This is a genomic window from Caldicellulosiruptor changbaiensis (genome assembly GCF_003999255.1).
GTDB classification, from domain to species: Bacteria; Bacillota; Thermoanaerobacteria; order Caldicellulosiruptorales; family Caldicellulosiruptoraceae; genus Caldicellulosiruptor; species Caldicellulosiruptor changbaiensis.
On sequence record NZ_CP034791.1, the window covers coordinates 2,841,480 to 2,864,707 of the forward strand.

17 protein-coding genes, 2 tRNA genes and 2 pseudogenes are annotated in these 23,228 nt (G+C 34.1%); 4 read left to right on the forward strand and 17 right to left on the reverse strand.

Features of this window, described 5'->3' with window-relative positions:
* Positions 1-60 precede the first annotated feature (60 nt).
* From ELD05_RS13600 to ELD05_RS13620, 5 genes and pseudogenes are all read right to left on the reverse strand, one after another.
* Entirely contained in the window at positions 61-1,371 is a 1,311-nt protein-coding gene (locus ELD05_RS13600) for a hypothetical protein (protein ID WP_127352848.1), read from the reverse strand.
* Positions 1,372-1,427: 56 nt separating this feature from the next.
* Positions 1,428-1,664 (reverse strand): annotated as a pseudogene (locus ELD05_RS15110) (sugar transferase); the annotation flags it as partial.
* Between the two features lie 178 nt (positions 1,665-1,842).
* Positions 1,843-2,952, reverse strand: a complete 1,110-nt coding sequence (locus ELD05_RS13610) for a glycosyltransferase (RefSeq protein ID WP_127352849.1) — start codon at positions 2,950-2,952, stop codon at positions 1,843-1,845.
* A gap of 382 nt (positions 2,953-3,334) precedes the next feature.
* Positions 3,335-5,521: an O-antigen ligase family protein gene (locus ELD05_RS13615; RefSeq protein WP_127352850.1), complete on the reverse strand. Its 2,187-nt coding sequence runs from the start codon at positions 5,519-5,521 to the stop codon at positions 3,335-3,337.
* A 56-nt stretch (positions 5,522-5,577) separates the two neighbouring features.
* A complete protein-coding gene (locus tag ELD05_RS13620) occupies positions 5,578-6,210 on the reverse strand; it encodes an MBL fold metallo-hydrolase (RefSeq protein WP_127352851.1) in 633 nt (210 codons plus the stop codon).
* Between the two features lie 170 nt (positions 6,211-6,380).
* On the opposite strand from ELD05_RS13620, the gene ELD05_RS13625 reads away from it, so the two are divergent.
* Together ELD05_RS13625 and ELD05_RS13630 are read left to right on the forward strand one after the other, a co-directional pair.
* Positions 6,381-6,962, forward strand: a complete 582-nt coding sequence (locus tag ELD05_RS13625) for a stage II sporulation protein M (RefSeq protein ID WP_241243527.1) — start codon at positions 6,381-6,383, stop codon at positions 6,960-6,962.
* Positions 6,963-7,434: 472 nt separating this feature from the next.
* Complete coding sequence (locus ELD05_RS13630) at positions 7,435-7,812, forward strand: hypothetical protein (protein WP_127352853.1); 378 nt, start codon at positions 7,435-7,437, stop codon at positions 7,810-7,812.
* Between the two features lie 409 nt (positions 7,813-8,221).
* Here the strand turns inward: ELD05_RS13630 and ELD05_RS13640 are convergent.
* From ELD05_RS13640 to ELD05_RS13660, 5 genes are all read right to left on the reverse strand, one after another.
* Positions 8,222-8,296 (reverse strand) — tRNA-Glu (locus ELD05_RS13640).
* Positions 8,297-8,319: 23 nt separating this feature from the next.
* A tRNA-Lys gene (locus ELD05_RS13645) sits at positions 8,320-8,395 on the reverse strand.
* Positions 8,396-8,476: 81 nt separating this feature from the next.
* On the reverse strand, positions 8,477-10,273 hold the full coding sequence (locus ELD05_RS13650; protein ID WP_127352854.1) for an ABC transporter ATP-binding protein: 1,797 nt from the start codon (positions 10,271-10,273) through the stop codon (positions 8,477-8,479).
* A 70-nt stretch (positions 10,274-10,343) separates the two neighbouring features.
* Positions 10,344-12,086 carry an ABC transporter ATP-binding protein gene (locus ELD05_RS13655; protein WP_127352855.1) on the reverse strand — a complete coding sequence of 581 codons (1,743 nt, stop codon included), beginning with the start codon at positions 12,084-12,086 and terminating at the stop codon, positions 10,344-10,346.
* A gap of 171 nt (positions 12,087-12,257) precedes the next feature.
* Positions 12,258-13,541, reverse strand: a complete 1,284-nt coding sequence (locus ELD05_RS13660) for an adenylosuccinate synthase (protein ID WP_127352856.1) — start codon at positions 13,539-13,541, stop codon at positions 12,258-12,260.
* A 174-nt stretch (positions 13,542-13,715) separates the two neighbouring features.
* Between ELD05_RS13660 and thiT the strand changes: the two genes are divergently transcribed.
* Complete coding sequence (thiT, locus tag ELD05_RS13665; RefSeq protein WP_127352857.1) at positions 13,716-14,363, forward strand: energy-coupled thiamine transporter ThiT; 648 nt, start codon at positions 13,716-13,718, stop codon at positions 14,361-14,363.
* A gap of 109 nt (positions 14,364-14,472) precedes the next feature.
* Here thiT and ELD05_RS13670 read toward each other — a convergent pair whose 3' ends face one another.
* Together ELD05_RS13670 and ELD05_RS13675 are read right to left on the reverse strand one after the other, a co-directional pair.
* Positions 14,473-15,003 (reverse strand): hypothetical protein, encoded by a 531-nt coding sequence (locus ELD05_RS13670; RefSeq protein ID WP_127352858.1) that lies wholly within the window; start codon positions 15,001-15,003, stop codon positions 14,473-14,475.
* Positions 15,004-15,038: 35 nt separating this feature from the next.
* On the reverse strand, positions 15,039-15,986 hold the full coding sequence (locus tag ELD05_RS13675) for an amidase domain-containing protein (protein WP_127352859.1): 948 nt from the start codon (positions 15,984-15,986) through the stop codon (positions 15,039-15,041).
* Between the two features lie 692 nt (positions 15,987-16,678).
* Here ELD05_RS13675 and ELD05_RS15115 point away from each other — a divergent pair.
* Positions 16,679-17,924, forward strand: a pseudogene (locus ELD05_RS15115) (IS110 family RNA-guided transposase).
* A gap of 251 nt (positions 17,925-18,175) precedes the next feature.
* Here the strand turns inward: ELD05_RS15115 and ELD05_RS13685 are convergent.
* The 5 genes from ELD05_RS13685 to ELD05_RS13705 all read right to left on the reverse strand — a co-directional run bounded on the left by ELD05_RS13685 (position 18,176) and on the right by ELD05_RS13705 (position 23,228).
* Positions 18,176-18,751, reverse strand: coding sequence for a Uma2 family endonuclease (locus ELD05_RS13685; RefSeq protein WP_127352860.1), 576 nt, complete (start codon positions 18,749-18,751; stop codon positions 18,176-18,178).
* A gap of 24 nt (positions 18,752-18,775) precedes the next feature.
* Positions 18,776-19,309 carry a DEAD/DEAH box helicase gene (locus ELD05_RS13690; protein WP_127352861.1) on the reverse strand — a complete coding sequence of 178 codons (534 nt, stop codon included), beginning with the start codon at positions 19,307-19,309 and terminating at the stop codon, positions 18,776-18,778.
* Between the two features lie 197 nt (positions 19,310-19,506).
* Positions 19,507-20,703 (reverse strand): RNA-guided endonuclease InsQ/TnpB family protein, encoded by a 1,197-nt coding sequence (locus tag ELD05_RS13695; RefSeq protein WP_127352862.1) that lies wholly within the window; start codon positions 20,701-20,703, stop codon positions 19,507-19,509.
* Positions 20,660-21,295, reverse strand: a complete 636-nt coding sequence (locus tag ELD05_RS13700; RefSeq protein WP_127352863.1) for an IS607 family transposase — start codon at positions 21,293-21,295, stop codon at positions 20,660-20,662. Before ELD05_RS13700 ends, ELD05_RS13695 begins: the two co-directional genes overlap by 44 nt.
* 103 nt (positions 21,296-21,398) lie before the next feature.
* Positions 21,399-23,228: an SNF2-related protein gene (locus ELD05_RS13705; protein WP_241243528.1), complete on the reverse strand. Its 1,830-nt coding sequence runs from the start codon at positions 23,226-23,228 to the stop codon at positions 21,399-21,401.

Consider the following 23,228-nt stretch of genomic DNA (forward strand, 5'->3'; position numbering starts at 1 on the left):
TAAATACAAAAAACTTTTCGCTTATCTTATTAATATATCTACTAAGAAGCAAATCTTTTTTTATGTATTATTTTTCGTCAATGTTTTAAAAATTATCTGCTTTATAAAAGAAAAGACTCCCTGTAATTTAACAGAAGATATATCTATATTAGATTGACTTAAAATGATTATATTTAATGCATATATTATCCAAAATTGTGATTCTATAGGAAATAACCCCCACGCAATATCAGAAATAGCAGCAATTTGTACAGATAAAAATGATAAGATAAATACTCCATATAACTCACTACTATTTTTACTCTTTAAAATCTTAACTAATTTATAATCAATAAAAAGCAATGTAAATAAAAATAAGCTCCCTATTAAAATTCCTAACGAAAACAAAACCTCAGCATAAAGAGACTCATGTCCAAAATTAGGATTACCAAGTAATAAATTTCCTAACGAAGGACTATTAAGTAAACCAGGTGTAATTCTGTTATTCATGGTTATTATCTCTTCAGATTTATTATTGAATAACCTCATTATAATAGGCTTTATCAGCTCTTCTTTTGAAATTGTTGAAAGAACAATAAATATTACGATGGTTAATGTAGTCTTGTGAATAAACTCTTTTATTGTAATATTAAACTTCTTAAAGACTATTCTGACAAAGTTCAAAACAACAATCAACATAACAAATGCAATAATTGCTGTTCTTGATAAACTTCTGAAAATGCATATTATTGTTAGTGATTGCAATAAATATGAAATATTCCTCAATTTCGTTTTTTCCCAATAAAGTAATAAGGGATAATATAATACCAAAAAAATTCCAAACATATTTCCATTTTGATAAGTAGATATTAACTTATAATATTCTCCAACTCTATTACATTTAGCTGTTAAAAGCTTGTATACATCAAAGTTGAAGTTCTTCAATTGTGTATAATTTGCAGTTAATCCTGGAATAACTGTATTTTCAATACCAAACATTATTTGAATTACTCCATATATTACTGGTATAGCACCTACAATTGTTATAACTTTCAATGTATCTTCTATCGACAATTTTTTCCTGGCAATTATGTTAAACAAAAATGGTAAGACAATAAATCCTAATATATATCTTATAACTGTTTCCTTATTATTAAGATCATGCATTAATAAGTAAATTAATAGTGATATAAAACCCCAATATGGGATTAGATCAATTAAAACTAAAGGTTTATAATACTTCAAATTCAGTGCTATATATATTACAACAACTATTATGCCAACATAAAATGGTATATTATGGATGTTAAATCCACTCTTGGGTATTGCAAATACAAACAGAAATAAAATAGAAAGTAATATACAATCAACTTTATTGTTTTCCCTTTCCAATAGAAATTCACCTCTTACTTCAAAATTCACCTTTAAATACGGTTGCAAATACTGTCTTAATATCTAATCCAAATATCCGATTTTTTATATATCAATATATATTTAACTCTTTCTTCAATTGATGTATCTCCTCTCAACCCATGGAGCTGAGCCAAGCTTGTCATTCCAAAGCTTATACGACGCTCTCTCATGTATTTGGAAATCTCACTTTTACACTTCTCAACAAATTGTGAGTGTTTTGACCTTAATCCAACATGGCTAATTTTTCTAACCAAAATATTATATAACTCGAGAAACTCATCAAGTTAGAGCCTTATTAAAATCTTCTTAATTGGAGTTCTTATTTGATCATCTTTGGTTATCCATTTGCTTTTTTCCTTGGGGGTCTTGAACAAACATGGCTTTAAATTTATGCATTTAGAATATTTACCTAATATTATAGCCTATCCTCTTTTCCCCTTAATTCATTCATTATTTTCCAAAGCCTTTTTCATTAATAACCTCTAAAATAAATCTTTCAAACTCTTCACGAAATCTTTGAGCACTGAACTTTTCAGCATGCAATCTAATATATCTTGAATCAAAATTTTGGATATTTGTTTCAAACTTAATAACTGCATTTCTCAAGCTCTCAACATTTTGCCTCTCAAAAAAAATCCCCGTTTTGTTTTCTTCCACCGTTTCTGTTGCTCCACCCATTTTATATGCTATCACGGGTCTTCCACACGCTTGAACCTCAACAGGAACTATTCCAAAATCCTCAACCCCAGCAAAAATCAATGCTTTACAATGCTGATAAAGTTCTTTTATGACTTCATCAGATTGATAACCTAAGAATTCTATATTGTTCTTTGCTAAACCTTTTAATTTTTTAAACTCAGGTCCATCACCAACGATTATAAGTCTTTTTGAAAGCTGGTTAAAAGCCTCAATTGCAAGATCAACTCTTTTATATGCCACAAGCCTTGAAACAATTAGATAATAATCCTCGATTTTACCATCTTTCGATGGAGTAAAATACTCAGTATCAACTGGTGGATAAATTACTCTACTTTCTCGTTTATAAAATTTTTTAATCCTTTTAGCAACATAGAAAGAATTTGCAATAAAATAGTCCACCCTATTTGCTGCTATACTATCCCACATTCTAAGGTAGTGAAATTTTTTCTCTAAATACTTCCTAACAAGAAAATTATAGTCTTTTAGATATTCATGAGTCAAATCCCAAATATATCTTGGTGGTGTATGACAATAGCAAACATGAATACTGTTTGGTGACGTAATAACCCCCTTAGCAAAAGCTGATGATGAACTAATTATTAAGTCAAACTCACTTAAGTCAAATTCTTCAAATGCTCTTGGCATATATTTAAAAAATAACTGATGTTTTTTCTTAGCCAATGGATTTTTTTGCAGATAAGAGGTTTTGATTTTACATTTATCAAAGTATGCACCTAATTTTTTCTCGTTATATACCAATGTGTATATTGGTGCCTCAGGAAAAATTTTCTTTAACTCTAAAATAACTTTTTCTGCACCACCCACAGTAGTTAACCAATCATGAACTATTGCAACTCGCATATAAACCTCCTATTTATCCATTTTTTATTTATAGCGTTTCGCATAAGCGCTCAAAATAAGCGTTATTAAATATTCTGGGACTTTTGTTTTGTCCGAACTCACTCCTTGTAAATATAGTAAAATATACTTATATAAAACAACTCTGACTTTATGAGGAGAAAACCAAAATGTTCATAAACAAACCTCAACAACTTTCATCCTTAGAACTCTGCTCCCTCACAAAGTCCACTGCTCTCCAAAAGATATAGAGCTGATTTGGCTTGCTCGAAAAATTTGTGGACATATTCTCAATTTATACTTACTCTTTCTATGAGATCTAATACTAAAATTCCTTTTTTTGATTTTTTGTACTTTTTGAGGTCTATTTATTATTCATCTCATGCTAAATACCATTAAGTTTTTTCTGAACATCCTTCACAATTTGTTTTGTTTTATCAGTAATTTCAAAATCGTTATGTGGACTCATCTTTACTACTTCTGGCATCCTCTCTCTTTCTTTTTTCACCCTTTCAATCTCTTGTGGTATCCTTAACACAACCTCATAATACTTCCTTGCTTTCTCCTTATCACCTTTTCCCAGGTAATAATCCCCAACCTTTGCATATGCATCTGCCTTGACTTCATAGTTATTTGGTTGAAGAGGCTGAAGCTTTATCCCCTCTTCTATCTGTTTTAGACCCTCATCTATTGCACCGTGGGAGAGTAAATACACAGCATACTTAAACCTTATCTTAGCGTTAAATCTATCATTTGTAATTGCCTGTTTGAAGTAATCATTTGCCTTCGCAATCAAGCTTGCATCCTTGTTCTGGTCACCAATTTTATATAGCGTAACTGCATAGTCGCTCAACGCAGCAGCATTTAGAGAATCGTATTCTACTGCTTTTGACAAAAATGAATATGCAGCAGTCAAGTTATTCATCTGCAATGCTTGCTGACCAATGTTTGCGTTGTAATTCCCAATCCTAAAGTTTATAGAAATAATTATCACAAAAAGATAAAAGACCAAAAGTGCAGGGATTAATACCTTTGATTTTTTTGGTACAAATAATTTTTCATCCTCTTTGCTCTTTTGAAGCACTTCCTGCGTTATTGCTATAAGTACCCCAAGGCTTGCAAAAAGCAGAACCTGAACAGAGGCAAGTGAAAAGTCAAAATCCAAAATTGAATGAAAATAAAGCTGCACAGCCGCTGCCACAATTCCACCAATCAAAATATTCTTCTCTTTGTCCTTCTTGCTCCATGCCCTCAAAGCTGTGGAGAAAAGCATATACAAAAACACCATCAAAATGGCAAATCCAAAAAGCCCTGTGTCAAGAAGCACCTGCAAGAAGTAGTTGTGAGACTGTGTTGTGAAGTATAAGTACGACTGATACATAAAATAAAGTGATACCCACGTTCCACCGCCATAGCCGAAGATTGGACTTTTCAAAAAGATTTTAAGCCCATCTTTGTAAAACACAAGCCTTTCAACAAAGTTCCTATCCTTTAAGCTGATTGATTTTATCTTGTCGGCAATCGACGCTGGAAGAAGATGCATATCCAGCGCAACTATAAAGCCAACTATCCCAAGTATCACAATTGTTACTGCCGAAACGATATAAACCTCGTTTTTAAGAGCATATAGCCTTTTTTCGGCAAAACTGAATACATAGGTAATTGCCCAAATAACTACAAGCTGCATAAGCAAAATCAACCACAGTTTTTCTTTACCATTAGGATTTAGCTGGGTCCCTACCTTGTTCAAAAAGGCTACCACAAACCCACCTATTATCACAAGGTTAAATACAAACGAAATCCTCTTTTCCCTTGGAAGTAGTAAAAAGAACACAAAAAGCGCAAGTGGTAATGTCACATAGCATCCTCTTGAATATGTAAAGAAAAAGGCTGTCAGCACAAAGGAAGATGCAGCAAAGTAAAATGCTCTTAAAAACTTATTTTCAGTATATAGCCCCAGCATAAGACCAATTATAAGCCCAAATGCAAGCACAGTTCCTGCGGTGTTGTGGTATTGCAAGGTTGAGTTTATCATATTTCCTGCCCAAAGACCATTCATTGCCATACCTAAAGGGCGAGCAGTCTCAGGTATCAACCCTACTGCTGCTTGATATCCAAAAAATGCAACACCAATTGTTGAGATAAAAAGAGCATTTAATATGGTGAGCCTTTCGAACCTGCCAGTTGCAAGCCTTATTGCCATTGCAAATATAGCAAAGTAGAATGCATATTTCAAAAACTCACCTATTGCCAGTCTTCTGTTTGCTGCAAAGAAAAATGGCACAATATATGCTACCATAAACAGCAAAAGGATATATTCAAGCTTGTACTTAACCTCAAATCCTATTTTAGATGCATACAGATAAAGAACCAATAAGATGAAAATTACAGCTGCTATAGTCTGAAATACCATAAGCTCATAGTCAAAGTAAAGCCCTCTGTAGTAAGGTGTCATCATGACAAGTACTGAAAATGCAAAAAGCAAAATAAGTCTTATGGGATAAAGATTTAGAGCTTCTTGTTGTGTATCTTTGAAAGAAGAAGTTTGCTTTTTCTTTTCCTTTTTCGCCATTGTGTTTTCTCCTTTTTTGTAAGTTTAGTTTCAACCAAAGCCTCATTTAAAGCATTTTAACCCTTGTGTGAAAGCACAATAACCTTTCGTGCCTCAGGAAGCTCTTTTATCTCAAGCTCAAAAGAGTTTGCATATTCTACATTGTCAAAAAGCTTTGTAAATTCCTCCAGCCTGCCCAAATCAAATTTCAGTTTTTCTGTTTTATAGTGCATAGGAATTATAATCTTTGGATTTATAGCCTTTGCAACGTTGTAAGCTGCTTTTGCATCAATTGTATACACTCCACCAACAGGAATGAGCAGAATATCTACCTTGCCAATCTTGTCAAGATGGTCTTTTTCAAGCTCATGGCCCAAATCACCCAAATGTGCTACAACAAACTCATTCTCTATAACAAACACAATATTTTCCCCTCTTTTTTGACCAGCTTCTTGGTCATGAAACGTCTTTATACCTCTTATCTTTACACCTTTGACGTTGTACTCCTCAGGCTTGTCCACAAGAGTAAAATTACCCTTTAATGCGCCGGTATAGCCGTGGTCAAAGTGTTTATGAGAGGTCAAAACAATATCAGGTGATAATTCAAACACTGCGTATCCAACAGAGTTATCGTATGGATCTGTTAAAATCTTTACCCCTGTTTTTGTCTCTATCAAAAAACTTGCGTGCGCAAGATAGGTTATTTTCATGTTTCAAACTTCCCCCTTTTCTTTTACTATCAACAATATTATATACTAAACTGAGGAAATGTTAATTAAAAATTTGTGAAAATCTTTCCTGCTTGCATTGGTTTACAAAAAAGAACCAATTTGTTATGATTTTAAATAGCTCTACAAACCTTTTTAAGGAGGCTTTGAAATTGAACTTTAGTTTTTTGGTTGAAACTTTAAGAAAAGAAAAAAGACTCATTTTAATTTGTCTTGGTATTTTTGTTCTTTTTTTGATCTTGGGTATATTGGCTGGAATATATTTTGGCGATATGATAAGCAAATATGTTGATATGTATCTTAAAAAGATGTTCCAGCAGATTTTGAAAAATGTGGATAACAAATTTGAGCTTTTCTTGGCAATACTCAAAAATAACATGAGAGTTTATCTTATTTTGATTGTAGCAGGAACGCTCACTTTTGGCCTTGTTTCGCTTTTTGTTTTGATGTCAAATGGAGTTATTGTAGGGGCTGTGGCTGCACTTTCGGCAAAACACACTTCAGTTGAAAAAACTCTGCTATTGCTTTTGCCCCATGGAGTAATTGAGATTTTTGCATTTTTAATTGGAGCTGTCGCATCCGCCATTTTTCTTGAAAATCTTATTCTGGAAAAGAAAAAAGAAGATATAAAGACTGTGTTTAAAAGATTTTGTATCTTGAGTATACTTGGTGCAGTTTTGGTTGTGGTTGCTGCATTCATTGAAGCGTATGTCACATCAAGCTTTGCAAGATGAAAACCAAAAAAGATGAAGCCTCATTGCACCAAAGATAAGGGCTGAGATTAAAACTCCTGTGTTTCTAATCCTTCTGTAAAGCAAGCTCCTTTTCCCTTTCAAAAATTATGTAATCGTTTACTTTGCCATTTTAGGGCTATGCCTTATGAGATGTGAGTATTTACGAAAAGAAAACATTAGCCTTAGAGATTTTGACTATAGAATAAAGAAAAGCAACTTTTTAAAGAAGAAAAATAAAAAGGCAGGGATTCTGTCCCCGCCTTCTTGATTTGTAAAGTGTTTCTTTTTCTATTTGTAAAATATTTAGCATATCCCAGTTGCCATCTGGCAAGCAGGATATGCCTGGAGCCTTTCAACTCCCTACTTCTGGAAGGTACTTGGCTCCTTTTTTAATTGATATTGATATGCTTCCACTATTATTATAAAATATAGTTGCTCCTTTGTCAATAGCATTTAAAGGGAGGTATCTGACTTGACATCATGTAAAGTTAAAATTTTTCTTGATGAAAGTGGTATAGTTAGAGAACAAAAACTTGGAATTATGGGCGCACTATTAATTCCTGAAAAAGTTTATAATAGCAGAAAATTTAAAGAATTAATGGATAAATTTAAAATAAACAACATTACTTTTCATTGGAATGAATTATCAATACATAATCAAGACAAGTATTTCGACTTATTAAGTAGTTTAACCCCTTTTTATAAGTTTATACATGCAAATTTTTTGTTGTATCATTATCAAAATTTCAGAAACATTAATGATAATGAATTCAAACAGATGATTTACTCAAAATTTCCTGAAAGAGTAATATATGGCCTTTGCGAGATAATATTTCTTTTTCAAATATAGTAGCAGATATAGAAATAGAACACTCTAGCAATTACGAAAAAATAGAATTAGACAAATTCATTCATCAACAGTTAAACGCACACAGCATCTACAGAGGTGAGCCTTTCAGAATAGAAAGTTGCACACTTATCCACAAACAATGTTCTTTTGGCTTACAGATTACAGACTGTCTCATTGGAGTTCTGAGAGATATATTTTTACTACTGAATAAAGAATCAAAAAGAAGTAAAGAAAAGTTAGAATTTATTTACGATTTATTCAAGAATATCAACAAATTCCAGAGCTTTTTAGAATCTCTGACTATATTCGAATGGAAAAACTCTAGTAAGTTACATTCGGTTGATATTAAAAAGTATATACGCTTCTTTCTTTCTAATGAACTATAAAAAACTTATTAGTGTGAATAAAATGGTGACCCCGAGGGGATTCGAACCCCTGTTACAGGCGTGAAAGGCCTGTGTCTTAACCACTTGACCACGGGGCCACCTGTGAACTTTTAAATTAAAATGGTGAGCCATCCGCGACTCGAACGCGGGACACCCAGCTTAAAAGGCTGGTGCTCTGCCTACTGAGCTAATGGCCCACACAACAATAGCCGCAGTTTTGTATTATAAAGCACAAAAGCGAGTTTGTAAATAACGAAAATTTGTTTGCTTTTCTCTTATCACCCCGCTTTTACAAACCTTATTTGACTTGTGCAAAGCTCGTAATATACACCTTTCTTAGAAACTAAGCTGTCATGTGTTCCCATCTCAACTATTTGGCCTTTGTCAAGCACAATGATCAAGTCTGCATCTCTTATGGTTGAGAGCCTGTGAGCAATTACAATTGAGGTTCTGTTTTTCATCACCTTGTTCAATGCACTTTGGACCATCAGCTCGCTCTGTGTATCTAAAGCCGATGTTGCCTCATCAAGGATTAAAATTTCCGGATTTTGAAGCAAAAGCCGTGCAAGGCATATTAGCTGCTTTTGCCCAGTTGAAAGTCTTGTTCCCCTTTCGTTTACCTGAGTATAATACCCATCCTCAAGCTGGGAAATAAACTCATGTGCGCCTAAGAATTTGCACACCTCTACCGCCTCATCTAAGGAAGCATTCGGCCTTCCATAGAGTATATTATCTAAGATTGTACCTGAGAACAAAAATGGCTCTTGCTGGACAATTCCAATAAGTTTCCTGAGACTTCTAAAACTTATTTTTCTCAAATCAATTCCATCTATGAGTATACTCCCTTTTTGTGGATCGTAAAATCTTGCAAGAAGGTTTACAATTGTTGTCTTACCTGAACCAGTTGCCCCAACCAAGGCTATCATCTGTCCTTTTTTGACCTTAAAAGATATATCCTTTAGAACATAATTTTCATCTTTATAAGAAAACCATACATTTTTGAACTCAATCGTATCTTTAAATGTAGAAAGGTCAACTGGATTTTCGTCTTCCTTAATCTCTGGCTCAATACTCAAAACCTCAAAAATCCTCTCTGACGAGCTGCTTGCAACAAGAAGTTGGTTGTAAAAATTGCTCAAGGTCACAACCGGTCGCCAAAATCTATCTAAGTAGCTCACAAACGCAATTAATGTACCAACAGTAACACCATTTATTTTTAAAAGTTTTACACCGTACCAGTAGATTATTAGTGTCCCTATCATTGAACAAATCTCAACAAATGGGCCAAATAAATTATTTATTTTTATTGCCTTCATCCATGAAACAAAGACATCGTCAATGACATCTTTGAATATTGCTTTGTTTACTTTTTGTCTTACAAATGCCTGAATTACTCTAATCCCACTTATATTCTCGTGTATGTACGCATTTAGATTTGCAATCTTCCTTCGAACTTTCCTCCAGTTTTTCTTTATAGCATTCCTTGTTGCAAAAAGTATTGCTAAAAAAAGCGGAACAACTGTAAATGTCACAGCTGCCAATTTTGGATGAATTGAAAACATTATAACCGTCGCAAGAACTAAACTCGACATGTCTGTTATCACATTTACTATCCCGTTCGTAAAGAGGTTGTTTAGAGTATTTACGTCATTTACAATTCTTACAATAATCCTTCCTGTTGAATTTCTGTCAAAATAGCTAAATGAAAGGCTCTGTACATGGTCAAAAAGTGCCTTTCTTATGTCAAATAGAACCATCTGGCCTGTTCTGTTTGCAAGTTTTATCTTGTTTTTTGAACATTCTTTGTTTATAAAAAGTGTCAAAACAAGAAGAACACCAATTGCTAAAATTCCTTTAAAATCTTTTTTGGGAATAAAATCGTCTACTGCCTTTTTTAAAAGGTATGGAGATACAAGGTCGGCAACTGTTGCAATAAACATAAAAATGATGGTAAGAAAAAGCCATTTTCTGTACGGCAACAAAAATCTAAATAGCTTTTTCAAATAGGGCACTTTTAATTCGTATGAAGTCTCTTCCTGACTGAATATTGGCCTTTTTGTATTGGTTTCTGCCATTTTTTAAAAACCCCCATCATCAATATAACAATTTTTATATACTCTCAAGCCTTTTTCCTTGAATTAATTCTTATGCAGGAAGCGAATTTAACCTTTCAAGAAGCTGTTTTTTGAATGCTGCATAATACCTTCCTTTCAACTTCATAAGTTCCTCATGTGTACCCTCCTCGACTATTCTACCATCTGACATGTAAATAATTCTGTCTGCATTTACAACAAGCTGAGATATCCTGTGAGTTATGATAATAGTTGTCCTTCCTTTTATAACATCTTGCAGAGTCTTTTGAATCTCAGCTTCTGTCTCAAAGTCAAGGCTTGATGTGGCATCGTCTAATATAAGTATCTTTGGATTGTAAATGAGAGCCCGTGCAATAGCTATTCTCTGCTTTTGCCCACCGGAAAGCCCAACTCCTCTCTCACCAACAACTGTGTCATATCCCTGAGGCAGTCTTTCAATGAACTCATCTGCCTGGGCAAGTTTTGCCGCCCATTTTATCTCATCTAAGGTGGCATCCGGCTTTCCAAAAGCTATGTTTGCTGCGATGGTATCAGAGAATATAAAGGTTTCTTGCATAATTATTCCAATGTTTTTCCTAAGTGAACACAGCCTTATATCTTTGACATTTATATCATCAATCAATATGCTGCCTTTGGTACAGTCATAGAACCTTGCAAGAAGGTTAATCAAAGATGACTTGCCAGAGCCAGTTGAACCTAAGATCGCTACAACCTCACCTGGCTTTATGTGAAGGTTGATACCCTTTAATACATAATGCTGGTTGTATTTGAAATACACATCAATAAATTTAATGTCACCCTTGACATCTTTGAGTCTAATTCCATTTTTTGGACTTTTTATCGCTATATCACTATCTAATACTTCAAATATTTTTTCCAGCGATGCAAATGCGTTTTGCCACTGGTTGACCAAGTTCTGGATGTTGCCAATTGGTGTACTAAAGATGTTGACATAGCTCACAAATGCAAACAGTGTACCTATGCTAAGTTTCCCTTTTATTGCTAAATATCCACCTACAACTAAAATTATTACAGAGTTAAGACCGTTTAAAAAGTTTGCAAGAGGGTTATGGTATGAGCGAATATCTGCTGCTTCAATATTTTTCTCTGTAAACTCATATGCAACCTTTTCAAAGCTCTTTTTCTCAAAGTCTTCGTTTCCAAACGCTTTTACAACCCTGATTCCAGTTATATTTTCTTGTACTTTGGACGTGAGTTTTTCAAATGCAATTCTTATACTCTTAAAAGTAGGATGAAGCTTTTTGGCAAGGCTTCTTACATTGAGGTAAATCAAAGGGGCTGTTGAAATGGTCAAAACTGATAACAAAACGTTCATCGAAAACATTATGCTCAGGGCTGAGACAATTGTAATTGTTATGGTTATCACCTGAACAAAACTCTGGTTCAAAAACACTCTAATTGCCTCTAAATCCCCCACCATTCTGTTCATAATTGCACCTGTGGAGGCCTTGTCAAAGTATTCAAAAGACTGATATTGAAGTTTTGTGTAGATTTGGTCTCTCAGAAGATATATGACCTTTTGAGATGTGTACTCAAATATGTACCCCTGAAAATAGTTGCAAAAAGCCCTTATCAAAACAAGACCTGCAACAAGCACCGCTAAATTTGACAGCTCATCAAAGTGCTTTGCTATCAGAACATCATCAATGATATGCTTAGATACTTTTGGAACTGTCATATTACAAAATATAGAAATTAGAGAAAAAATTAAACTCAGTACTACCAGAAATTTGTATTCATCAAGGTATTTAAGGATGCGCTTAAGATAGTCCAATTTTCGTTCATCCTCTTTCTATAAAAGTTTAATTTATATTATACACCCAAACACAAAAAAAGTTAATACATTGCCACAAAAATAGAATAAAATCAATAGCTCAAAGTACACAAAAAGCCACCCATTTCAATATTATTCCTCGGGTGGCCTTTTTATTTCCATAAAAGATTTTTAATTCTCTTTTATAATGATATCCTCACGGCTTGCACCTGTGCCAATCAAAAATACCTTTGCACCTGTCTCTTTTTCTATAAACTCAATGTACTTTTTAGCACTTTTTGGTAGCTGGTCATACTCTTTTGCCTTCTTTATTTCGTCCTCGCTCCAACCTTCAAACTCTTCATAAATTGGTTCACATTCCATTGCAACCTTCAATGATGCTGGGAACAAATCAAGGATTTTACCAGCGTACCTGTACCCCACACACACCTTCACTTTTGGCAGATTTGAAAGAGTGTCAAGCTTTGTGAGTGCAATCTTGTCAATTCCGTTAATTAAAACTGCATATCTTACAACCACAAGGTCAAGCCAGCCGCACCTTCTTGGCCTTCCAGTGGTGGTACCGTATTCCTTGCCTCTTTCTCGAATTGTATCTCCTACTCTGTCTAAAAGCTCTGTGGGAAATGGTCCTTTGCCAACTCTTGTTGTATATGATTTAACAACTCCTATAACCTCTTGGATGTGTTTTGGTGCAATTCCAGCCCCTATACAAAATCCGCCAACTGTCGGGTGTGATGATGTAACATATGGATATGTGCCATAATCGAGGTCTAACATTGTTGCCTGGGCACCTTCTAAAAGGATTTTTTTGCCTTCTTTTATAGCGTCATTCAAAAGCTTTATCGTATCTGTTATATATGGCTTTAGAATCTCACCATACTTCATAAACTGCTCCAAAAGTTCACCAAATTTCATAGGTGTTTTGTGATACACCTCTGTAAGTATCCGATTTTTTCTCTCATATACAATTCTTAGCTTATGCACAAACTCATCCTCGTCAAGCATGTCACAAACTCTTAAGTTTGTCCTCTCTGTTTTGTCAGTGTAAGCAGGGCCTATTCCTCTTTTCGTTGTGCCAAGTGACTCTTCCCCTCTTTGCTTTTCCTGCTCTTCGTCAAGTATCTTATGATACGGCATAACCAAATGTGCTCTGTCGCTAATTCGCAGGTTCTCAGTTGATATACCTTCTTTTTGCAGGCTCCCTATCTCTTCAATGAGCGATTCTGGATCAATTACAACTCCATTTCCTATGATGTTTATCTTGTCTTTATAAAGTATCCCTGATGGTATTAAGTGAAGTTTAAAAATCTTGCCAAATGCTTCAACTGTATGCCCAGCGTTACTCCCTCCCTGGGCACGGACAACAACGTCAGCTTCTTTTGCTAAGAAGTCAACTATCTTGCCCTTGCCTTCGTCACCCCATTGGGTGCCAACTATTGCTCGGATTTGTGACATTTCATCATACTCCTTCTTAAATCTTTGTTTAGAAAATCCTTCTTTATTATATCAGAATGAAGCGAGTTTTTTAAGTATTCAGCTTTATTTTAATAATTGAAGAAATGAGTATTGACTGGTATTATTTATATTGATAATGAAATTCAAACAATCTTAAAGGAGATGAACTTAAAAATGGTTGAATATCTATTCAACGTCTTCAAAGATGTCACAAAGCTAAAATGGTATACAATTGCTATTGTATCTGTTTTGTTTATCTTATCTTTATTTTTGATGGTCACTCGAAAACGACAGAATTTATCAACAAAGGCAATCGTTTATGGCGGACTTAGTATTGCTCTTTCATTTACTCTTTCGTTTATTAAACTCTACAGAATGCCACAGGGCGGAACAATAACGCCTGCAAGCATGCTGCCACTTTTCGTATACGCTTATATGTTTGGACCTTTTGCAGGAATTGTTGCAGGAATGGCTTATGGAATACTGCAGCTGATACAAGACCCTTATGTTGTTCACTGGGCACAGCTTCTTTTGGACTATCCATTGGCGTTTGGTGCTCTCGGATTTGCAGGATTTTTTAGAAAAAATTTACCCTTGGGAATTTTAGCAGGCGGCTTTGGAAGATTTGTGTTTCATGTTATATCTGGAGTTGTGTTTTTTGCATCATACGCGCCAAAAGGAACAAGCCCGCTTGTGTACTCTGCCATCTACAATGCAACATATATAGCGCCTGACCTTGCTGTGTGTTTAGTATTAGCTCTTATTCCTTCTGTTAAAAAGGCCATAGAAAGACTTTCAAAAGAAGCCTATATACAAAAATAGGGCTGTCTTGTTGAAGTAGTCTGACAGCCCTGGGGTTCTCCCAATAAAACCTATTATATTTTTTGCCTAATATCTTACTTATTGCAACTCTTAACAATAATCCGTTGCATCAGTCCAAAATCTTAACCTTCATCTCAATAATCTTCTCATATTTCTTTCCGCCTTCTTCCCATATTATTTTTGTTTTATTGTATTTTGAAACTATCTCTTTTACCTTTTGCGGATTTCCTTCAGTTAAATAGTAATATCTTACTGGCACATCAAGTATTTTGCCTTTTTTGGGTGGATTTAAATTAATTATAAAATCCCTGCCACCTTTTAATACGTATTTCTTTTCAAATTCCTTAGGAACTATTGGAATTAATAAAACACTATTTTTGTATCGTGGTCCTGTATTGGCTGCATCAACATAATACTCAATTATCCTATGTTTTTTGTAATCAGGTTTGTTACCATTGTAATCATTATCTCCATAAAATGGTTCTCTCTCGTTGGATGAAAAATAAATCTTTATTGTAGGGTCGCTTATTTTTAAAGTTTTCACGGGATCATATAAAGTATATTTTACTATATAGTAGCAAGCCCCAACTCCTGCAAAAATGACTAACACTATAATCAAAATTGAAAGTATTTTTTTCATTTTTATAGCCACCATTCCTATCCTTGCATTTTTAATTAATATATTATGTGGATATATCTAAACTGGGCTTTCGGATATTTAGCTTTTAGGTCTGAAAGTGGTACATCCTTTTTATCTTCAGTATGATAAGTCAAATAAATCTTTGTCTTAGTAGCTGTCCTTTCAACTTTTGTGACAATCATAGAATGATCATACACGCCATCTGGTCCAAAATCCATCTGAATAATATCGCCTATTTCTAAGTTATCAACTGAAGGCACAACCTGCCCTATTCCTCTGTTTGTTAGATGTTCATACAGAGACTCCACCTTTACCCAACTCCAAGACCATGAATCATCATTTTTACTGTCATAGTCATCAGAACCGTTTCTATAATAAAACCAATCATCTGAATCCCAGTATCCATTCCACCACTCGTCCACCATCGGTATGCCCCCGCCTTCTTTTAAACACTGTGATACAAAATTTGTACAATCAGCTGAAAACTTGTGATATGCTTTATTATAGTTGTATACATACGTGTATGCATAATTTACTGCTCCATCTCTGTTGTATGCACCACCCCCTCCACCAGGAAAAGGCGTTGTACTTTTTGTACCTATTGAACCATCTTTATCTTCTTGTTTATCCTTTGTTGTTTTTTTACCATATTTCAAACTATATTCATATGCATACTCATATATTTTTTCCCACTTTTCTGGATCCTGCTTCCTCAATTCTCCTGCAGGGTCTGCAAGCTCAATAAGTTTTTTCCAATACTCTTCACTCCCATATTTTGCTTTTATCCCACTGTCTTTCAAAATTGTTTCAAATATTTTTTTGCCTTCCTGTGCTTTTTTTACCTCTTCAAGATGAACCTTCATAATTTCATCCGCATAATTTTCTGCTTGTGTACCTAAATTTGTCGATACTTCATCCGCTCTTGAGTTTGGAATAACAAACAATATTGATGATAATAACATAGTAATTACAACAAGTAACATGTAAATTTTTCTAACATTGTTTTTATACTTCTCTTCTTTATTATTTGCTATTTTTTAAGCTCAGCTTTATATAGCTTTATTTCTTTTAATCTTTCTTTTATTTTCTGTATAATTTACTGAAAAAAGTGAATCTTTTTGTTTTGTACATCCATGATATAAACAGTCTGTTGCATGAATTTTTAAGAATATAAACCTCCTCGTATAATATGATTATCAAATCACTTAAAACTTCATATCTCAATTGGTACATTTAATTATCAGTACCAATTGATTACTGGAAATTCATTTTGATAATGCACCTTTCTTAAAACACTCATTTCTCAAAAATTGAATATTAAAATTGACTGCTACAGTTTAAATTTGCCCTTTATCTTTGGTAAACTAAAATCAGAAAAAGTTTAAGCCTGATTTAGTTTATTTGGATATATTTTGAACACCTCCTGCTGGACGTGCTTTGACATCTGCACGCCACAGCTTGCGAAAGACTGAACCCCAAAGGATTACATGAGTAATGTTTACTCGTTTGCTGTGCACGGTCAGGTTACCACATCTGATTTGAGCATATCAGATGTGTGCACCCTGTAAACTGCTCCGTAGCTCTAATATCGGCGAGGCTGCATTACATGTAATCCCCAAGGATAAAGGGCTTAACACTTTTTCTTACCACTACTTGCAAAAAGGAGGTCTTCAAATTGCCAAATACTTTAATCGTGGGCATTGATATCAGTAGTCAGTCAAATTCTATCTTCTTCATCGATGATGCCGGTAATCACTTGATTAAAAAACCTTTTTCCTTGCCTAATGATCAAGAAGGCGCTAACGAATTAATCAAAAGAGTTATTGACTGCCTCAGCCAGTATAATCTATCCTGTATTAAGTTTGGCATGGAAGCAACTTCACATTACGCTTGGCATCTGCACTTGTATCTTGCTTCTTCATCTGAACTGCTGCCATATAAACCAACTTTTTATGTTCTCAACCCAAGCATAGTCAAAGGCTTCAAAAAAATCTACACTTTCTTGCCTAAAACAGATAGCATCGATGCAATTATCATCGCTGAATGTGTCAGGTTCAGCAAACTCAACCCAACACCTTTGCCTGATTTTAAATATGCTGCACTACAACGCCTTACCAGAATGCGCTATCATCTTGTTCACAATCTAACTCGCGAAAAAAACAGAGCTCTCAATCTCATATACCTTAAATTCTCTACTTATTCTCAAGACTGTCCATTTTCAGATATCTTCGGTAAAGCTTCTTGTGCTATCATCGAAAACTTTACACCTGATGATATCGCTTCTATGCCTTTAGAAGACTTAATTAAATTCGTATCCGATAACGGCAACAATAGACTCTCAGATGTCAATAAAATCGCTGAAATACTTAAAACCGAGGCTCAAGCGTTCATACAGATTACATCCTCTGTTGGCTGAGGCAAATGACTTAGCTTTGTCTATGACCCTTGAAAACATTAGATTTATGCAAGAACAACTTAAAAAACTCGACAAAGAAATCTCAAAACTTCTTAAAGCTTTCTCTCAAACATTAACAACCGTCCCTGGCATAGGAGATGTTCTTGCAGCCGGCATCATCGCTGAAATCGGTGATATCAAGCGCTTCAAAAATGAAGCTGCTTTGGCAAAGTATTCTGGCCTTGTTTGGACTCAGTACCAATCAGGCAACTTCAATGCCCAAGATGTCTCATTAGCTAAGTGTGGTAACCAATACCTGAGATACTATCTTGTTGAAGCTGCTAACTGTGTAAGGGTGCACACAGTACGCTACAAAGCCTTCTACAACAAGAAGTTCTCAGAGGTTACCAAGCATCAGCATAAACGTGCCCTCGTCCTAACCGCAAGACGCTTAATTCCTTTGATCTTTGCCATGCTCAGCAAAGGTCAAATATATCAAGAAAGAGGTGATGTTTACAATACTTAGTTAGTCCCAATTTTTTAATTTAATAATCTTTCCCAAACAAGCTGCCAGTTAAATTTTTCCATGCTGAGCGGCTCGGTATTTTATTGTCTTTTTTGCCCTAATTATCTAAAAAAATTTTTTAAAAAACCCCCTTGACATTATACCGTTTGTCTTTCTTAGCTCTGAAATTTACAATTAAAATGATTTAAAATTCCTCTCTTGTTATAAAAAAATTTTGGGTAGGATGGCTTTTTTCCCTCCCTACCCACTTGTTATATTTCAAAAATCTCATTCACATGTATTTCTAAATCAGGAAAAGTAGCAACCTTTATTATGTCCCCTTCTGAAAAAATCTTTGGTCTTCCATAGCGACCATCTGACTGCAATACAAAGCAAGTGATTATTTTATTTTCCGGTTCTAAAACCCAGTATTCTTTTACACCTGCCTCTTCATATTTGTTGAACTTCAAAACTCTATCAAGTCTGACTGTAGAAGGCGAAGTTATCTCTATTATCATCTTAGGTGCTCCTATATACCCTGTTTTTGCAAGTTTTGATTTGTCACAGATTATAGTCAAATCCGGTTGAACAACCGTTGTGGCGTTTTCAACATCAATCTCATCTTTTGCTTCTAAAAAAACATCAAAAGGTGCAGAAAATATTTCGCAGTCTTTATCTTTTAAATAGTTGCCAAATATGAGCATGAGATTTTTTAAAATTTTCTGATGCTGCCAGCTTGGCGCAGCATGTAAAAACAAAGTCCCATCAATTAGGGTATAAACTTTATTTTCAGAAATTTCTTTTAAATTTGAATAAGTTTTAATATTGCTTTTTTGTATTTCTTCCATATCAATCACCTTCCAAATCTCTATTTACTCTTCAAGAAGCTGCATGAGCTCATCTTCAGAAAGCTCTGTGATGAATGTCTGGGCTGAAGAAACCACTTGATCAAAAAGATCTTTTTTCTTCTGCTGGAGTTCAAAGATTCTCTCTTCAATGGTGTTTTTGGTAATGAGCCTGAAAACCTGAACAGAATTTTCTTGACCAATCCTGTGCGCTCTGTCCATCGCCTGGTTTTCTACAGCCGGGTTCCACCACAGGTCATACAGTATCACAACATCTGCACCGGTAAGATTTAGCCCAAATCCGCCTGCTTTGAGCGATACTAAAAATACCTGTTTTTCTCCACCATTGAACCTGTTTACCATATCAATCCTCTCTTCTGATTTTGTTGACCCGTCCAGGTAAAAATACTCAAAACCCCTCTCTTTTATTCTTTCTTCTAAAATCTTCAGCATCTCTACCCATTGAGAAAAAACAACTACTCTATGATTGCTTTCCAAAACATCTTCTAAAATCTCTTCAAACAGCTCAAGCTTTCCAGATGAGCCTTCATAGTTTTGCAAAAACAGTTTCGGATGACAGCATATCTGTCTAAGTCTTGTTAATACCGAAAATATTTTAATCTTACTCTTTTCAAACCCTTTTTGGTCTATCTCTTTTTTGATATCCTCCCTTGCCTTTAAAAGATACAGCTTGTAGGTTATGAATAGTGTTTAAAGTATTAAAAACTATTCAAAATTTTATTAAACACTATTCTTTGTTAGGCTATATTCAGCCTAACCGGGTGTAACCCCACACCCTCTATCCCCTCCGCAAATGCTTCGGGGAATACTTTTCTTATAATGTTATATGCGCTGTTTACATCCGCATTTATCAAAATTCCTTTGTTACTCCTAAATAACCCCCTCTTTATCCTTCGACGTGGATTATAGTTTGTTCTATTTACTTCTTCCCCATCTAAAAAACTGCAACCACTGGTATAATTCTCTTCTACAAGTATGAAATTTATCCCTTCTTCTTCGCATTTATATCTGAGCATGTTTATAAACTGATAATAAGGAATACTTACAAAATTTTGATTATTTACTTTGCCTAATTCTATTTCTTTTTTCCACTCCTTGTTATAACCAACTACAAGCGTATCTATATCATATTGCTTACACCAATTAACTACGAATCTGCTCATTTTGTGCATAAGATCTTTTATTTTGTTGTCTCTTTTTATTGATAACTTCTTGATTCTATTGCTGGTACCTCTATTGCCTACATAACTCATCAGTTCTGCTTTTTTCTTGTTGTAATATTGATTTATTGACTTAATAACTTTGCCATTAATAACAATAGGCTTTATGCCTATGTTATTTACCAAAGTTACAAAGTTATTAAGTCCCAAATCTATGCCTCCTATTCTTTTTGAGGGTTTCTTTGTTTCAACTACTTCTTTTTCATAAACTATTTCAACAACATAAACACTTCCTTTTGGTATTATCCTGACTTCTTTTAATTTGCCTTCTATTCTTGTTTTTAACTTTAAATCTGTTTTGGGAAAAGTTAAATATCTATCTTTAATTTTACATTGTTGATTTGTGAATATAGAAACGTTTCTTCCATTTTTCTTTTTATACTTTGGCAAGTTAGGTGTACCATTAAATTTGCTTTTATCTTTTTCCCATTCTTTTATTGCTCTAAAAAACGCTTTCCAGTTTCTATCGAGAAGTCTTAAGGTTTGTTGTGCTGTTTGTGCTGGTAAGTTTTTGTATGTTTTGTGTTCTTTTAACATCTTATTGAGCTTCCTGTACCTTATCCATTTTTTGTTGTTTATAAATTCCTGCCTTGTAATGTAGTTGGCGTAATTGTATAAGTTTTTTGCTGCAAAACACATCTTATCACAATAAGGCCATAATTCATGATTTTTATTTATCTGTATTTGTTCTACTCTTTTTACTATTATCTTCAAACACCTCGCTTTCTAAAAGTTTTCTTATTTTTTGAATTTTTCTTTTGCTGTAGAATTTCATACTGTAACAGTGCAGCAAACTTATAATTTCTTCAATTATTTCCTGAGAATCAAGCTTCTCATCGCCAACTTCTGACACAACAACTATTTCAGTATTAAATTTTCTAAATAAATGTTTAAACAATTCAAATCCTACTCTGCTTAACCTGTCTTTGTAAGCTATAATAACCCTCTCTACTTTACCTGCAAGAACATCATCAAGCATTTTAAAAAATTCATTTCTTTTTTCAAAACTAATTCCACTTGCTATGTCAGAGAATACCCCATGTATTTTATAGCCATTACTAAAGCAAAACTGTTTTAATAATTCAATTTGATTTTCCAAATCCTTCTTTTGTTTTGGGTTCGAAACTCTTGCGTAAATATATGTTTTTCTTTCAATCCCTTTCATAAAAATTTTGTATACGTCTTCTTCATTATAATCATAAAATCCATTTGGCATAACTGTTACTCTTATTTTTCCTTCTTTTACATATTTGGTTAGCGTTGGCCTTGATATTTTTAATAATTCCAGAACCTCTTTTGCTTTCATATTTGTATCACCCATAAATATTGTAGCATAACTCACGAAGCAAAGTAAATATATTTTATTAAAAAACTTTAATATGTTTAAAACCCTTTATTATTTTTTGTCACTATACATTCTCTTGCTCAGGTGTCATATTAACTTCAAGGTTGGTTTCAATCTTTTCTGGAAGCTCAAGCAGAACATCTTTTTTGAGTCTTCTTAGAACAAAAGGTGATATCATCTTCTGAAGAAGCATTAGAGCATTTTCATCATTTTGTTTTACAATTGGTTTTTCAAACCTCTCAGAAAACCTTGTGTGCGTCCCAAGATACCCCGGAAGCACAAAGTCAAATATTGACCACAGCTCAGATAAATTATTCTCTATCGGCGTGCCTGTCAGGGCAAAACAGCATTTTGCGTTTATTCTGCTGACAGACTCTTTGCTTAGCGACTGTGGATTTTTTATGTGCTGAGCTTCATCTACAATGCACACTGAAAACTCTATGTCTTTGTATAGATCAACATCTCTTTTCAAAAGCGTATATGAGGTAATGACTATATCAAAATCTTTTATTCTCTGAATTATCTCGCTTCTTTTGTCAGGTGTTCCGTCAACCACCACTGTTTTCAAATCAGGTGTAAACTTTTGAGCTTCTTGCTGCCAGTTGTAAACAAGAGAAGTTGGTGCAACAACCAAACAAGGTCCTGCTATCTTATCCTTGCATGCTGATATAAACGACAAAACCTGCAGTGTCTTGCCAAGCCCCATGTCATCTGCCAAAATGCCGCCAAAACCATTCAAATAAAGATGCGAAAGCCACCTCACACCAACTTTTTGATATTCTCTTAGCAGTTTGCTGATATGCTTGGGAATTTCAACTGAAGTATCTTCTACATTCTTCATCCTCTGAACGTAAATATCAAAAGCATCATCTCTTGAAACACCAATATTTGACTTCTCAAGCACCTCAGATAAATAAATTGCATGAAACTTGCTAAAAACAGCCTTTCCTTTTTTGAGGTCTTTCTTAAGAATATCAAGATCTTTTACTATATTTTGAATCTTTTCAAGCTCTGGATCATCTAAAAGTAGGATTGTACCATCTTTCAGCCTGTGATATTTCTTTTTCTCTTCTAAAGAAGCCAGAACGTCTGGCACTTCATCCTGTGGAATATCCTCAGCAGAAAGCCAGAATTCTATCGATGCATGATTTAAGCTCACCTTTACATTGAACTTTGTCTTTTTCTTTATTTTGAAACTTTTAAAAGTTTCTGAATAGTACACATCTGCAATATTCATCAGAGTTGAAAGTCCATTTGTGACAAAATTAAAAATCTTTTCTTCATCCTCTAAAATATATTGCTTCTTTTGATTTCTTTCAAATCCATAGGCTGTAAATATATATGCAATTTTAAGCTCTTTTACTAAATCTCTCTTTAATCCTGCTTTTTCAATATCCAAATCAGTTGACCCATCTGTATATTTTATCTGCGCACAAATGCCTTTTTTGTAAGTATCAAATAAAACCTTTAATTTCAGCTCTTCATCCTTTAATTCTAAAAACTCTTTTACTTTTTGTGACATTTCAAATCTGCAATACTCTTTAGCAACAGGATAAACAATTTCTATAAATTCTTTTAAATCTTCTTTATTTAATTTTATCTCTCCCTGCATTTCATCTGCTGCAAATTCAACACAATTGTAGTAAAAAAGAGGATAAATTATGAAATTCTGCGGTTCTTTTAGCACAGTCAGAGTATCTTTGTATATTACAAACCTTGCTCTTTGTTTCCAGTCAAGCACATCTGCTTCTTTTAAAAACTCAGATTTTATGTTGGCTTCTTCTTCATTCATATCCACAAAAATATCAATATCTACTGGTTTGGTAATATCTACCTTTATCTTCTTATAGGTTGTTGAATAAAAAATATTACCAACAATACATAAAATAAACAA

Coding starts and splice junctions, on each gene's coding strand:
- ELD05_RS13610 (WP_127352849.1), bottom strand. CDS start 2,952: ATGCGAGTTGCAATAGTTCATGATTGGTTAACTACTGTGGGTGGTGCA.
- ELD05_RS13615 (WP_127352850.1), bottom strand. CDS start 5,521: ATGGCGAAAAAGGAAAAGAAAAAGCAAACTTCTTCTTTCAAAGATACA.
- ELD05_RS13620 (WP_127352851.1), bottom strand. CDS start 6,210: ATGAAAATAACCTATCTTGCGCACGCAAGTTTTTTGATAGAGACAAAA.
- ELD05_RS13650 (WP_127352854.1), bottom strand. CDS start 10,273: ATGGCAGAAACCAATACAAAAAGGCCAATATTCAGTCAGGAAGAGACT.
- ELD05_RS13660 (WP_127352856.1), bottom strand. CDS start 13,541: ATGTCACAAATCCGAGCAATAGTTGGCACCCAATGGGGTGACGAAGGC.
- thiT (WP_127352857.1), top strand. CDS start 13,716: ATGGTTGAATATCTATTCAACGTCTTCAAAGATGTCACAAAGCTAAAA.
- ELD05_RS13670 (WP_127352858.1), bottom strand. CDS start 15,003: ATGAAAAAAATACTTTCAATTTTGATTATAGTGTTAGTCATTTTTGCA.
- ELD05_RS13675 (WP_127352859.1), bottom strand. CDS start 15,986: ATGTTACTTGTTGTAATTACTATGTTATTATCATCAATATTGTTTGTT.
- ELD05_RS13685 (WP_127352860.1), bottom strand. CDS start 18,751: ATGGAAGAAATACAAAAAAGCAATATTAAAACTTATTCAAATTTAAAA.
- ELD05_RS13700 (WP_127352863.1), bottom strand. CDS start 21,295: ATGAAAGCAAAAGAGGTTCTGGAATTATTAAAAATATCAAGGCCAACG.